This is a genomic window from Methylobacterium sp. WSM2598 (assembly GCF_000379105.1).
GTDB lineage: Bacteria > Pseudomonadota > Alphaproteobacteria > Rhizobiales > Beijerinckiaceae > Methylobacterium.
This window is the reverse complement of record NZ_KB900609.1, coordinates 2791497-2802673: the sequence shown is the minus strand read 5'-3', so window position 1 is coordinate 2802673 and position 11177 is coordinate 2791497. Positions and strand designations below refer to the sequence as shown.

15 protein-coding genes and 2 pseudogenes are annotated in these 11177 nt (G+C 65.3%); 5 read left to right on the top strand and 12 right to left on the bottom strand.

The genetic code is table 11. The annotated features are described in order from the left end of the window. The first annotated feature begins 1 nt into the window (after window position 1). Entirely contained in the window at window positions 2-208 is a 207-nt protein-coding gene (locus MET2598_RS39110; RefSeq protein WP_084673836.1) for a DUF3606 domain-containing protein, read from the top strand. A gap of 11 nt (window positions 209-219) precedes the next feature. Here the strand turns inward: MET2598_RS39110 and MET2598_RS0113100 are convergent. The 10 genes and pseudogenes from MET2598_RS0113100 to MET2598_RS0113070 all read right to left on the bottom strand — a co-directional run. After that, a pseudogene (locus MET2598_RS0113100) lies at window positions 220-744 on the bottom strand (IS630 family transposase); the annotation flags it as partial. Window positions 745-773: 29 nt separating this feature from the next. Next, on the bottom strand, window positions 774-950 hold the full coding sequence (locus tag MET2598_RS43740; protein WP_442919008.1) for a helix-turn-helix domain-containing protein: 177 nt from the start codon (window positions 948-950) through the stop codon (window positions 774-776). A 3-nt stretch (window positions 951-953) separates the two neighbouring features. Continuing rightward, window positions 954-1292: a helix-turn-helix domain-containing protein gene (locus tag MET2598_RS36420; protein WP_018261126.1), complete on the bottom strand. Its 339-nt coding sequence runs from the start codon at window positions 1290-1292 to the stop codon at window positions 954-956. 107 nt (window positions 1293-1399) lie between these two features. Continuing rightward, a pseudogene (locus MET2598_RS0113090) lies at window positions 1400-1579 on the bottom strand (IS3-like element ISMtsp5 family transposase); the annotation flags it as partial. Window positions 1580-3867: 2288 nt separating this feature from the next. After that, window positions 3868-4452 (bottom strand): hypothetical protein, encoded by a 585-nt coding sequence (locus MET2598_RS36415; protein ID WP_157182140.1) that lies wholly within the window; start codon window positions 4450-4452, stop codon window positions 3868-3870. Continuing rightward, window positions 4449-4703: a DUF6074 family protein gene (locus tag MET2598_RS0113080; RefSeq protein WP_157182139.1), complete on the bottom strand. Its 255-nt coding sequence runs from the start codon at window positions 4701-4703 to the stop codon at window positions 4449-4451. The genes MET2598_RS36415 and MET2598_RS0113080 overlap by 4 nt, the downstream gene beginning before the upstream one ends. Window positions 4704-4879: 176 nt before the next feature. After that, window positions 4880-5674, bottom strand: coding sequence for a KilA-N domain-containing protein (locus MET2598_RS38110; RefSeq protein WP_084673834.1), 795 nt, complete (start codon window positions 5672-5674; stop codon window positions 4880-4882). A 167-nt stretch (window positions 5675-5841) separates the two neighbouring features. Then, entirely contained in the window at window positions 5842-6189 is a 348-nt protein-coding gene (locus MET2598_RS41030) for a hypothetical protein (RefSeq protein WP_157182138.1), read from the bottom strand. 49 nt (window positions 6190-6238) lie between these two features. Then, complete coding sequence (locus MET2598_RS43555; protein WP_084673833.1) at window positions 6239-6472, bottom strand: helix-turn-helix transcriptional regulator; 234 nt, start codon at window positions 6470-6472, stop codon at window positions 6239-6241. A 243-nt stretch (window positions 6473-6715) separates the two neighbouring features. Further along, a complete protein-coding gene (locus tag MET2598_RS0113070; RefSeq protein ID WP_157182137.1) occupies window positions 6716-8011 on the bottom strand; it encodes a tyrosine-type recombinase/integrase in 1296 nt (431 codons plus the stop codon). 287 nt (window positions 8012-8298) lie between these two features. Here MET2598_RS0113070 and MET2598_RS42745 point away from each other — a divergent pair, with 287 nt between their 5' ends. The 3 genes from MET2598_RS42745 to MET2598_RS0113055 all read left to right on the top strand — a co-directional run bounded on the left by MET2598_RS42745 (window position 8299) and on the right by MET2598_RS0113055 (window position 9667). Next, entirely contained in the window at window positions 8299-9015 is a 717-nt protein-coding gene (locus tag MET2598_RS42745) for a hypothetical protein (protein WP_018261120.1), read from the top strand. 116 nt (window positions 9016-9131) lie between these two features. Next, window positions 9132-9317 carry a hypothetical protein gene (locus MET2598_RS0113060; protein ID WP_012334953.1) on the top strand — a complete coding sequence of 62 codons (186 nt, stop codon included), beginning with the start codon at window positions 9132-9134 and terminating at the stop codon, window positions 9315-9317. Then, entirely contained in the window at window positions 9314-9667 is a 354-nt protein-coding gene (locus MET2598_RS0113055; protein WP_012334952.1) for a hypothetical protein, read from the top strand. The genes MET2598_RS0113060 and MET2598_RS0113055 overlap by 4 nt, the downstream gene beginning before the upstream one ends. A 22-nt stretch (window positions 9668-9689) precedes the next feature. Here the strand turns inward: MET2598_RS0113055 and MET2598_RS0113050 are convergent, their stop codons facing one another. After that, window positions 9690-9881 carry a hypothetical protein gene (locus MET2598_RS0113050; RefSeq protein ID WP_012334951.1) on the bottom strand — a complete coding sequence of 64 codons (192 nt, stop codon included), beginning with the start codon at window positions 9879-9881 and terminating at the stop codon, window positions 9690-9692. 131 nt (window positions 9882-10012) lie between these two features. Beyond that, on the bottom strand, window positions 10013-10312 hold the full coding sequence (locus MET2598_RS0113045; protein ID WP_012334950.1) for a hypothetical protein: 300 nt from the start codon (window positions 10310-10312) through the stop codon (window positions 10013-10015). Window positions 10313-10489: 177 nt separating this feature from the next. Between MET2598_RS0113045 and MET2598_RS0113040 the strand changes: the two genes are divergently transcribed. Continuing rightward, the gene (locus tag MET2598_RS0113040) at window positions 10490-11149 is read left to right on the top strand and encodes a hypothetical protein (RefSeq protein ID WP_012334949.1); all 660 of its coding nucleotides are present in this window, start codon (window positions 10490-10492) and stop codon (window positions 11147-11149) included. Window positions 11150-11177 lie beyond the last annotated feature (28 nt).

Below are 11177 nucleotides of genomic sequence, written 5' to 3'. Positions count from 1 at the left end.
CATGGCAGACGCCAATCACAGCCGGCGTGTTGGTGATCCGGAGGTCGTGCTTCTGGACGCTCCGGGTACGCGAGCGTTCTGGGCCCTGCGCTTCCAGGAGCCTGCCGAGAAGATCGAGCAGGCAGTCGAGGAAGTCGGAAACGATCCGGCTCGCGTCGCCCAGCATCTCGGGAAGCCCTGGCCGTACGAGAAGAGCGGCATCGTCTGATACCGCCGCGCTTATGAACTGATCTGTTTGAGGTACGGGTAGGCGCAGAGGGTCTTGATGCGGCCGGTCTCTGCCGCGAGCGCGGTCCACGCCCGGCAACACGCCTCCACGACGGCCTCATAGTCGGCCAGGAGCCGATGAGAGAGGGAGCGCTCGCGCAGGTAGAGCCAGACACGCTCGACCGGGTTCAGCTCTGGGCTGTAGGGCGGCAGTGGCACGAGGGTGAGGTTGGGCGGGATCGTCACCGAGCGGCGATCGTGCCAGCCAGCGCCGTCCAGCACCATCACAGCGTGGGTGTCGGCCGGGATGCTGGCCGCGAAATCGGCCAGGAAGCGGTCCATGGCCTGAGTGCAGACGCGCGGCAACACGAGGGCGAAATCCTCGCCTGTGGCGGGCCGGACGGCCGCGAAGATGGAGGCCGAGGCGAAGCGCTTGTCGCACAGCCCTGGCGGACGTTGGCCGCGCACCCACCAGCGGTGGCCGGTCCGGCCCTTCTGGCCGACACGAGCCTCGTCCATGAACCAGAGCGCGGTCGTCTTGTCCGGATGAGCGTCGCCCGCCGCCGCTAGGGCCGTGCGAAGCCCCTTTTGGCGAAAGCAGCAGCGGCACGAGCGTCCCGCTTCGGGTGAACGGGCCTGGCCTTCTGCTTCGACAGCCCGAGCCGACGCACGACCCGCGACATGGATTGCGGGCACATGGTCTTGTCGAACCGCTCCTCGATGAAGCGGCAGAGGTCCGGCAGCGTTCAGTTCGACGGCTCCCCTTGCTCGGGATCCGGCCCGACCAGGATGCGCTGCACCAGCACCGCCTGCTCGCCCTCGCTGAGGATCTCCCGCCTGTGGCCGTGCGGACGATCCACCAGCCCGGCCAGCCCCTCGGCATTGAACCGGATCACCGCGTCGCGCAGGGCCTGCCGCTCCATCCCGGCCGCCCGCGCCGCCTCGGCGCGGCTCATGCCTTCCAGCGCGTTGGCCACGGCCAGGAGGCGCTGCATCGTGCGGCGGCGGGGCTCACGCCGGGCCAAGCGACGCAACGCGGCGGCGCTCGCGAGGTCGGTGCGGATCGTCAGGCCCGGTCGTGCCATCGCAGCCTCCAGATGCACAGGCAGCAGGCCAGCACACACGTGCCTCACGACCAACTCACGTTCGAGTCAACGCCAAAGCGCGGCGGTATGAGACACCGATCTGGAGCCTACGCGGCCAGAGCCGCGGGTGAAAGCTGTACGGCGCGAATGGCTGCCGGTGGGCGGAACCCATGTCGCTCGATCAGCCACGTCTCGTTATAGACATCGCGGAACGCCAGCAGCGCGCGGCGGAGATCCTCGACCGTGTCGAAGCGCTCCACCCAGAGCAGGTTCTCCTTGAGCGTGCGAAATATCAAGCAAGCCTATGCTCCCTCCAGCTTGTGATCAAACTCTAATACACGCAGAAATGTTCAGAGTTTTTATCTCACGCTTCCGCTTTTTCGACAGCATGCGCGGTCCCGTTTCCTATCAGCGGCTTCCTTAATCCCGATGCCGTACCCCTTCGGGCTAGATCCTCTATCGGGAGGGGGCCGTGGCTGATCCGAACGAAGAAGGGGCTCCTAACGAGCACCAGGAGTCCCGTGTCGGTACTGCTGTCTGATATCAGGGCAGATTGTGTCGGCTCACGCCGCGCCGTGAAGAACGCAGTGCACGCTACCCTTGCCGATGTCGAGTTGTGCGACGATGGCGCATATTCTGAGACCCTGAGCGCTCAAGCCCCTAATCTCGGTGCCTGGCGCGCGGTGGGCTTACGGCCCTTCGCCGATGGAACTGGAACCGCCTGAGCAATGTCGAGGTTTCGGGCCGCGGCACCCCACGTGTCCTCGCTCTCAGGGGTGTCGCCACCGGGCCGGGATAGGAGCGGTATCTGACTCGGCCCGCTGCTCTCCGTGGCGCGCAAGTAGAAGCCGGCGCGGGATGCTCGGCTGGCTGGTGAGGGGGCATTCGGGAAGAAATTAATGCCCGGATCGATTGCGCCACGCGGGCGGAGGTCCCGAGCTACGCCGCACGCTACGGCTTCAGCGCCCGGCGCACTGACTTGCGGCTGATCCCGAGTTTCTTGGCGGTGGCAGACGGCTCAACGCCCGCAGCGTGCTGCTCACGCGCATGGTCGGCCGGGATCGTGGATGAGCGGAGTCCGCCCTAACAGACGCCTGCAACCTTCGCCTTGGCGATGAACCTCGCGCCGGCCCTCCAGCATCATCTCCCGCTCGAACTATACCATACCGCCGAGCACGTTGTGCATGAGCTTGCCGACAGGCGTCGCGCTGCCCGACGCCGCTCAGCGATAGGAGAGGCTCGATATGTCAGCCGCCCTGGCGATGGCCATCAGCTTCCGGGTGCAACGGGCGTAATAGGTTTTGCGCCCGCGCAGCGGGGCCTGCTGAGCCCGCGCGCGATGGGGTCTGCTGAACCGCCGTCGAGCGCCGCAAACGCGTCCTGGTGGCGCCGCAGATGGGACCGCAGCCAGGGTGCGTGGTCACGGGGCGGGATCCGCTTCAGATGGGCTGCCGTGAGCGCTCTCATGCGGCGATGGCCTCCCGCGGCCGGAACATAGCCAGCACGGCGCCATCGACGTCGGCGAACCGCCCAATCGCGTGAGCGTCTGGCGCACAGGCGAACGCGGATGCTGCACCGGAGCGAATGACTCGGCCGCGTACGGCACCGTCGCTGGTCGCGACGAGGAGTGACATTTGAAAAATCTATTTGTCAGTGCTGTTCTATCGCAGAACGTGATGCGTAAGAGATTGCTGCCCTGTGGGTTGAATCTGGCTGGGGGGCGCCGCGATCGAAGCGTGCCGCTCGCTAGCGCACAGTTGTGCCCCGCCCGCGTGCGAGCCGCCCAATTTTTCGAGCTGCCACTTCCCTGGGGAATCGATCCGTCTCCGAAATTCGCGATGAGGTCCGAATTGCGCGCCTCCCGTGCATGTGTGAAAGGACACTCGCAGCCGACATTTTCATTTCCGGAAAATGCCGCATCGGTCGCCCCGGAATTGCTGTGCTGTCCGATTTCGAATTCGAGCACGTTGCCAGCAACTGCCATGTCGCGTTCTCAGCAGCACTTTGACTGAGTCCGCATCGGCCTTTGAATGAATTCACAAGCTACGGCCTCGATACTCGCTTGGCGAGGTCGGATCCGCCCGGTCACTAGGATGCCCTTTCCGAGCACGACGTTGATCAGTGGCGGTCGTTCGGGGCTGGGCTGGCCGGAGGGGCCGCAGGCGAGACAAGCTGGCCATCCAGATCTGCCCAGCGTGGGAGCCCGCAGACAGCAGAAATCCGATGGGCAAGGTATCGGCCGTAGCTTCCGGAATCAGCGCATCCCGATCCAGGAGAATGAGCTGAAACCCGTCACAGGTTATCCGGGCCGCCGATTTATTCTGCCCCGGACGGTTCGGACGGCAGGAAAGGAAGAGGACGGGATCCCGGTCCGGCCGGTGAGAGCCGATGCTGCGCCGGTGTGCTTCCAACCCCTATACACCCTATACACCCGAGATATATATAGTGCTCCGGTTTCCGGGGTAGAGGAACGCTTTGACCGCTACAGGAAGAAGGCCCGCAATCCGCCCATTGCACTCCGGTTTCCGGGGTAGAAGTACTCCGGTTTCCGGGGCAGGCTAAAATCCGCAGATCCTCATTTGTTTACCGCCGTCCTGAGCGGCTTGGGATCGGTCGGAAGGGACTCGGGCGGAGGCGACTTCGTCTTGGCGCGCTTCTTCTCGTCGGCCTCCTTGGCCCGAGCAACAGCCTCGCGTGCGTCCCCGAGGGTCTTGTGCCGACGCCACTCGTTCGTCGGGGCCGATCCCTCGTGGTCGCCGAGGTAGGTCAAGCGAAAGGTAGCGGGCGCGCCCTTGTACTCGCCCCACGACCGGTGGCCGTTGCTGGTGCGGCGAACGAAACCCAGGACCTCCAACTCGATCAACGCGGGCCGGACGCTATCCTTGTGGAGTCCCACGCCAGTGAAGTTCCGGTGCGTGACGGGGAGCATGCCGTTCTTGAGGCCCTTGTGGCCGACGTGCTCGTGCGCGATGCGCATCAGCGCCTTGAGCGCCGCACCAGACATAGCTGCCCACGCCGGGCTCTCCATCATCTCGGCCGTGATCCAGGCGAAGGGAGCGGGCGGTGAGACGTATTTCTTGAAACGGCTGTTCGCCAGCTTGCCAGCGGAACGGCCCGTTGCGTCCACCTTGTGACCGGTGAGGTGCCCGTTGTCGCTCACGCGGCTCCCCCCGGCCGACATGGCGCGAAGCCCACGAGCTCGCTCCGGATCGCCCGCTCAAGGGCGATCACCTCGTTCTCGACAATATTCGGGTCAATGCCCCGCCGCTCCATGGTCTCCCGCTGTGTCATAAGCTGACGTCGGAGGTAGTTCTCGGCCCTGTTGCTGGTCATAGTGGCCGCATTCCAGGCGTGCTTGCGCACGAAGGCACGGTTCCGCGTGCGCGGGAAGGGGATGACGATTGCGGTCATGCGGCGGCCCTCCATTCGCTCAGGGCACGGATGTCAGCGTCGAAGTTATCAGGATTTGCCGGGTGGCCTGCAGGGCGGTGAACTTGGCCACTGAACAAAGAGCCCCTAACACAACCCGCCTTCTCCCCCGCTAAGTGGTTAAAATTTCAGGAGCGAAGGCGGTTTAGGTAGGTTCTCTAAATAAGGCGTAGCTGTGTGTCCCCACGGCGCTCTCGGACCCACGAGTCGATGATTGCCTTGCCACCTGACGCCAGCCACTCCCGGCTGGCGAACGAATCGAACACATAAGCAGATGAGGGTCCGAGCGAGCCCACTTTCACCGGCATGCCGCGCTGGGCGTGAAAACGCCGAAGCCGGTTTGAGACCCGGCGGGCGAGGCCCCGAGTCCCTTGGCGATCCGTACAGCCAGCCATGCGGAGAACATCTCCGGCGGTCACACCTATGACAGTCGCGAACGGCCCTTCGATCCGCAGTTCGCGCAGCAGCCCCGGGAGCGTTTCCTTGACTGCTCGAACTGCTGCCTCCTCCGCCTGCCGCTCGACCACCCTCATGTCGAATTGAATAGGGCTCGCCCGGGGTACATCGACGATGTGGGAGTGCATCGCCTCCATGTGCCGCCGGACGACCGTGTTGCACCACATATGGAGGTTGGCACTGAGATATTTGGCGTAGGCCATAGCAATTTGCCAGTGCGCCCACGTCCCTTGCTCGTGGCCGCCTTTCTGGGATCGCACTAGCCCGATGTGGGTATTTCCCATATCGATCACGACGTTGAGGGCGTCGATGAACCGCTGCGCATCTACTGACCGGAGCCATTCGGAGGGCCGCCTATCTGATGGAGACCCGGCCGCCCTCCACATGTCCGTGAGCGATAGCATCTCGCCGTGCTCATGGATCATCACGCCGCCATATGCCAGCGGCAGAGGGCTTACTATACTGAAACAGGGCTTGGTAACGAGTTTATCGTTCATCTTGCCACCATTTTGATCGATAGTACCGGTTCTCTACGGATATGGCGACCGCAATGCAGCAGAGAGCCTTGCTCTACGCAGGAAAAATACTATACGCTTGGTTGGCAATGTGCAATTATTGCACATTGCCTCGGCTTAAATGGCAGTGCATCCCCTATCGAATTCTTTTACTTGTATAATATAGCATCACCAAGGATTACATAAGAAATATGATCTTCTGAAGAGATATTATTGCTCGCAAGTCTCAGATCACGCTTTAGTATTTCAAGAGATGATTCTTGCTGTTCAAGTACAAGCTCCATAATAATATTCTTGTTACCGGTGGTTTGCATCAAATTTCTCATACAATATAGAGTTTCTTCAATCATCTCTATGATTTTAATTTTGAGAAGATAGTCCGCAGACTGGTTTTTCATTTTCGATTTCCTTTTCACAGATAGAGCATCTTTACCGCTTTGGCAATTTCTTGAGCAGATTTGTGCGACTAAGAAAATTTGCACAGACTTATCGGTCATCTAGAGCATCAGACAGAGGTCGTTTTTAGTGGTTCTATAATCGTAGAGATCATGAGCGCACTCCGGTATCCGACGTAGATCGGCGCCGACTGCAGGCTAGCCAGCTGTCCAAGGCGGACAGCTCGTACCGGACAGTGCGGCCGAGCTTGATGAACGTTGGACCAGTGCCATAGACGCGCAGCTTTTCGAGGTAATTTGCGCTAACGGAAAGGTATCTTGCAGCTTCTGGCGTCCTTAGCAGCCGACCTGAGGAGGCAATTTCAACGGCATTCACAATCGACATGATTGCATCCTTTCTGCTGAGAGACGCTAGTCGAGACATAATCGATAAGAAAACGGGCGCACCACCCCGGTCAATAAAGCTCGTTTGACCGCAGAGACGCAGCGAGAAATCCCTGAATAGCACGTCCGGGCTGCCTTCGGCCGCCTTCTACAAATTCGGCCTCCGCTTTTTCAGCGTAGCGCGATAGAGTCTTAAGAGTTTCAGCAACCAACATCAAGCAATATAAACGATACAGAATGGTTGTCAAGCCGTATACCGCTTATGCAAAGAGAAATATTCTGCGGGAGCATGCCCATCAAGTGCAGCCGCGATTCTTGTGGCAATCCGTTGTGACGCAATTCTTAGCGGGTCGCTGTCTAAATGTGCGTAGCGAGCCGTTGTGCTGGACTGCGTGTGGCCCAGCAGCTTGCCAACGATCGGCAGGCCCATGCCGCCGCCCGCACCGACGCTGGCGAACGAATGGCGGAGGTCGTGGAGTCGAACGCCGGCCAGACCGGCCACACGCGTGAACGCTGCCCAAGGTTTCGCGAGGTCGGCGCGAGGCTTGGTGGGGTCAGTGCCAGCGATGACGAAGGCTGAAGCGCGCGGTAGGCTGTGCAGAATCGACAGGGCAGGGGCGTTCAGCACGACCGCCCGCCGTCCGGTCTTTGAGGTCGGCAGCAGCAACATACCAAGCTCGAAATCAATATCGGACCAGCGGAGATGCAGGATCTCGCGGAGTCGGCAGCCAGTGAACAGCAGCAGCCGCACAGCGCCGGTCACATGCGGGCTGTAGACGGCCCGCGCGCGGTCGTCGATCGCCCGGTGCTTGGAGAAAGGCTTACTCGGGTCAGCGCTCCAGGGCAGGCCGATCGTCTCGGCCTCACGCAGCACTGCGCCGAGGCGTTGCAGCTCGTCGCTGCTGAGGAAGCGCTCGCGGGCTTCCTCACCGAACTTCAAGATGCCGCGGGTCGGCAGGTCGAACCCCTTGGGCACGAACTGACGGCGGACAGCGAATGAAAAAATGCTGGAGAGGGCTGCCACGACACGGTTGGCGGTGACGGCCTTGCCGCCCTGGCCGATCTTGCGGTGGAGCCGGTCCACATCCGCAAATGTAATCTCGGCCGCTTTGCGCGAGCCCAGTACGGGCGCGATGTGCGTGTCGACGTAGATGCGATATAGCGCTGCGGTGCTGCGCGCGAGCTTCGGCGCTACGGCCTCCGTGAGCCACAGCTCAGCTACGTGAGAAAGCGTCAAAGCCTCGCGTGCTGCCCGGCGCTCGGCCGCAGGATCCTTGCCGCTGCGGGCAGTCGCGAGCTTCTCGCGCGCAAGCCGGCGGGCTTCCTCGGGTGTCAGCACGCCATACGGGCCGAGCGACAGGCGCACGCTGCGGACTCCGCGGCCGCCGGCACCGGGCCGGTACTCTATAAGGAAGGTCTTGCTGCCTGAGGGCGCCACGCGGACACCGAAGCCGGTCAGCTCGGTATCGTAGACCACAAAGGGCCGATCTGCCGGCTTCAGGTCATCGACCACACGCTTGGTGAGCTTCGCCTTTGCCACCTGACCCTCCACAGTAGGCTCCATCTGACGGCACCCGTGACGGCACCGCGACGGCACCAGACTCGGAAGTCAGCGAAACTTCGAGGAAGGACAGTGTGGTCGAATTTTTAGAAATGCAATGCACAGCATGTAATTAGGCAAGCTCAGGGCAGAAACAGGAAAAAGGAGAATTAAGATTGTGGATCTAGAGGTCCCCCGTTCGAGCCGGGGTGGCGGTACCACGGATCTCCCGCAGCACTGATCATCCGACGACTCTTGCGCGTGAACGGTTGGGGCGGTCAGCCGCGATGCTGCCCCACCTGCCTGCTCCGCCCTTCACCGAGGCTGCGCCGGGTAACGACCCTCGCACCCGCGGCGTCGCGTGGCCCGGCTGGGCCCCCGGCCCGATCGCGCGGGCGGGTCGAGCGAGGATCGGCGCAATCCGGGACGCGTCCCGAGAGCCCTTCCCGAGCGCCCTTCCCGAGAGCCCTTCCCGAGCGCCCGCCATCCGAGAGGCCCGCCATGAGCCCAGCCTCCGCGCCCGGCGCATCCTGCTCTTCGTCAACATCGCGCACGCGCTCGACCACTTCGTGCTGCTGATCGACTCCACCGCCGTGACCGGGATCGCGGCCGCCACGGGCCTGAGCTACGGCGCGCTGATCGGGCTCGCCACCGGCAGCGTCGTGGCCTTCGGCCTCTGCGCCCTCACCTCGCCTGCCGCTCCTCGCCGGGCTCGTCCCCGTCCGCGCGACGCTCGACGGGAAGGTGGTCGTCAGCGACGCCATGGTGGCGCGCTCCATCTCGCCGCGGCACCGACGCGGGCCTACAGCCTGCGCGACTTTCTCGGCTTCATCGTCAGCGGCTTCGCCGTGCCGATGACCGCGCTCCTGCATCATCTCGTCGGGCGGCTTCCGGCTGGTGCTGGCCGCGGCCGGCGCCGTCGCAGCCGTGACCTTCGCGACCGCGGTGGCGTTCCGCACCCTCGCGCAGCGCTCCGCCCCGCCCCGGCGGCCGCGGCCGAGTGAGGAAAGCCGGGACTGGCGCCGCCGCGGCCCCTGTGCCACCCCTCGGGCGGACGAACCCGCGCCCCGGGAACGATTCCCCCGCGGCCGCGATTCGCCCAGGCCCCGGGAGAGATGCGATGCCTGAGTCCGAGCCGGCCGACGAGATGACGCAGGAGGAAGCCTTCCAGATCCCCGACGAGGTCGCCGCCGCGCTCACCGAGTTCGCGGCCGTCGAGCAGCTGAGCCGGGGGCAGGCGATCTGCACCATCCTGGCCGATTACCTGCGCCTGAAGGGCTACCTGAAGGGGGCCCCGCGCGGATGAGGCGCGACCGGCCTTGCGCCGCGCTCCGCGCCGCGCTCCTCGGCGCGGGCGCGACGGCCGCGGCGGCGGCCGCCGCCCAGGAGCGCTCCCTCGTGCTGCCCCACCTGGAGGGCGAGCGGCAGGGCACCATCGTGGGCCGGGCCGTCGCCTGCGGGGCGCCGGAGGCGCAGACGCAGCGCGCCGCCCGCCTCGCCGCGGAGCGCATGCGCCGCGCCGTCGGGCAGGGGCCCTGGCAGGACCGGTTCCTGCCCGCCTTCAACGACGCAGCCAGCCTCGCCGCGCAGCTTCCGCCGACCGCCTGCGAGGAGGCGCTCGCCGCCCTCGCCACCCTGACCCGGGACGCGCCCTGAGGGATGCGCCCCCGCGGGCGGCTCACGGTCCGACGCTGCGCAGCTGCATCTCCAGCCGCGCGACGTCCTCGCGCAGACGGTCGAGATCCCGGCGCGCCGCGGCGTCGGCGGGCGCGGCCTCCGCCGCGTCCCGCGCCGCGCGCAGCGAGACCCGCTTCGCCGTCAGGGCGTACTCGATCTGGGCGCGGGCTTCCTCGGGTGTCCGGGAGCGCATGGATTCCCCCTCGTCGGGCCGCGACGATCCGTCCCGGCCGCTGCCGGGAGAACGGCCGACGCGCCCGCTTGCTCCCGCCGGCCCACGCCGCCCCCGCTCCGGGCGCGGGATGCGACGCGACGCCGCGCCGCTCAGGAGGGGAGGGCGGCGGAGGGACGGGATTGGGCGTAGAGGCTCGCCCCGGCATCCGGGCCGACCACCCGCACCAGCGTCGCCTCGTCGCAGGTCCCGGCGATCCGCAGGCCGAGCCGGTGCAGGTGGCCCTTGTCGGAGCAGTAGGCGGCCAGCCGGGCGCGGCCCGTCTCCGGCATCTGCGCCACCAGGGCCTCCACGTCGCGGTCGCTCGCCCGGTGCAGCGCCGCCAGCAATTCCAGCGGGATCGGGTAATGCGCGAAGGCCTTGGGCATAGGCCGGACCTGATTGTGCGCCATGGGCCACCTCCAGCGAATCGGAGATGCCAGCGTCGGCCAATATGGTTACCTGCAGGTTAAGACGAATGCCGTCTTTCCTGACCGCCTCCGTACTTGACCTTGGGTCGCGAAGAGGCCATCAACAACGTAAGTAAATACGGAAGGTTGGCGTCCGGGCCGATACGGTGGCGAGGCGGAATGATTGATGCCGAGACTGTCAACCGGCGCGGCGCGAGCGAGGCGGAGATCCGCCGCGCCCTCGCGGAGTGCCTGCACAGCCAGACCTTCCGGCGCTCCCCCAAGCTCGCCGCCTTCCTGACCTTCATCGTCGAGGAGGAACTGGCCGGGCGGGGCGAGGCGATCAAGGCCTACACGATCGCCACCCGGGCCCTGAACCGCGCGACCAGCTTCGACCCGGCCAACGATCCCAGCGTCAGGGTCGAGGCGGGCCGCCTGCGCCGGGCGCTGGAGGAGGCCCAGGCCGAGGATGGCGGGGAGCGGCCCTTGCGCATCCACGTGCCGGTGGGCGGCTACCGGCCGGTCTTCGAGGTGCGCGAGCGCGCCGCGGGCGCACCGGAGGGGCCGCCCCTGCCGGTGATCCCGATCCCGGCGCCGCCGCTCCCGCCGGCGCACCTCCCGGTGGCGGCGCCGCTCTTCGATTCCCGCGGGCAGGCGATCATCGCCGGGCTCCTCGCGGCCATCGTCGTCCTGCTCGCCGTCGACGTCGCCTTCCACGGCTACATGGCGGTCACGGTGCGCGGCGCCGCGCCGGACCCCGAGCGCGCCGGCTTCACCCGCACCGTCCCGGACGCGCGCGACGCCGCCCGCGCCGCGCTGGACGAGGTCCAGACCCGCTGAGATTGATCGCGCGGGGCGGGACCGGTAG

What these genes read in the sequence shown, in the direction of transcription:
- MET2598_RS0113040 (WP_012334949.1), top strand. Translation starts at nt 10,490, where the DNA reads ATGATTGATGCCGAGACTGTCAACCGGCGCGGCGCGAGCGAGGCGGAG.
- MET2598_RS41030 (WP_157182138.1), bottom strand. Translation starts at nt 6,189, where the DNA reads ATGACCGATAAGTCTGTGCAAATTTTCTTAGTCGCACAAATCTGCTCA.
- MET2598_RS38110 (WP_084673834.1), bottom strand. Translation starts at nt 5,674, where the DNA reads ATGAACGATAAACTCGTTACCAAGCCCTGTTTCAGTATAGTAAGCCCT.
- MET2598_RS39110 (WP_084673836.1), top strand. Translation starts at nt 2, where the DNA reads ATGGCAGACGCCAATCACAGCCGGCGTGTTGGTGATCCGGAGGTCGTG.
- MET2598_RS0113060 (WP_012334953.1), top strand. Translation starts at nt 9,132, where the DNA reads ATGCCTGAGTCCGAGCCGGCCGACGAGATGACGCAGGAGGAAGCCTTC.
- MET2598_RS0113055 (WP_012334952.1), top strand. Translation starts at nt 9,314, where the DNA reads ATGAGGCGCGACCGGCCTTGCGCCGCGCTCCGCGCCGCGCTCCTCGGC.
- MET2598_RS0113050 (WP_012334951.1), bottom strand. Translation starts at nt 9,881, where the DNA reads ATGCGCTCCCGGACACCCGAGGAAGCCCGCGCCCAGATCGAGTACGCC.
- MET2598_RS0113045 (WP_012334950.1), bottom strand. Translation starts at nt 10,312, where the DNA reads ATGGCGCACAATCAGGTCCGGCCTATGCCCAAGGCCTTCGCGCATTAC.
- MET2598_RS0113080 (WP_157182139.1), bottom strand. Translation starts at nt 4,703, where the DNA reads ATGACCGCAATCGTCATCCCCTTCCCGCGCACGCGGAACCGTGCCTTC.
- MET2598_RS42745 (WP_018261120.1), top strand. Translation starts at nt 8,299, where the DNA reads ATGCTGCCCCACCTGCCTGCTCCGCCCTTCACCGAGGCTGCGCCGGGT.
- MET2598_RS43555 (WP_084673833.1), bottom strand. Translation starts at nt 6,472, where the DNA reads ATGTCGATTGTGAATGCCGTTGAAATTGCCTCCTCAGGTCGGCTGCTA.
- MET2598_RS36420 (WP_018261126.1), bottom strand. Translation starts at nt 1,292, where the DNA reads ATGGCACGACCGGGCCTGACGATCCGCACCGACCTCGCGAGCGCCGCC.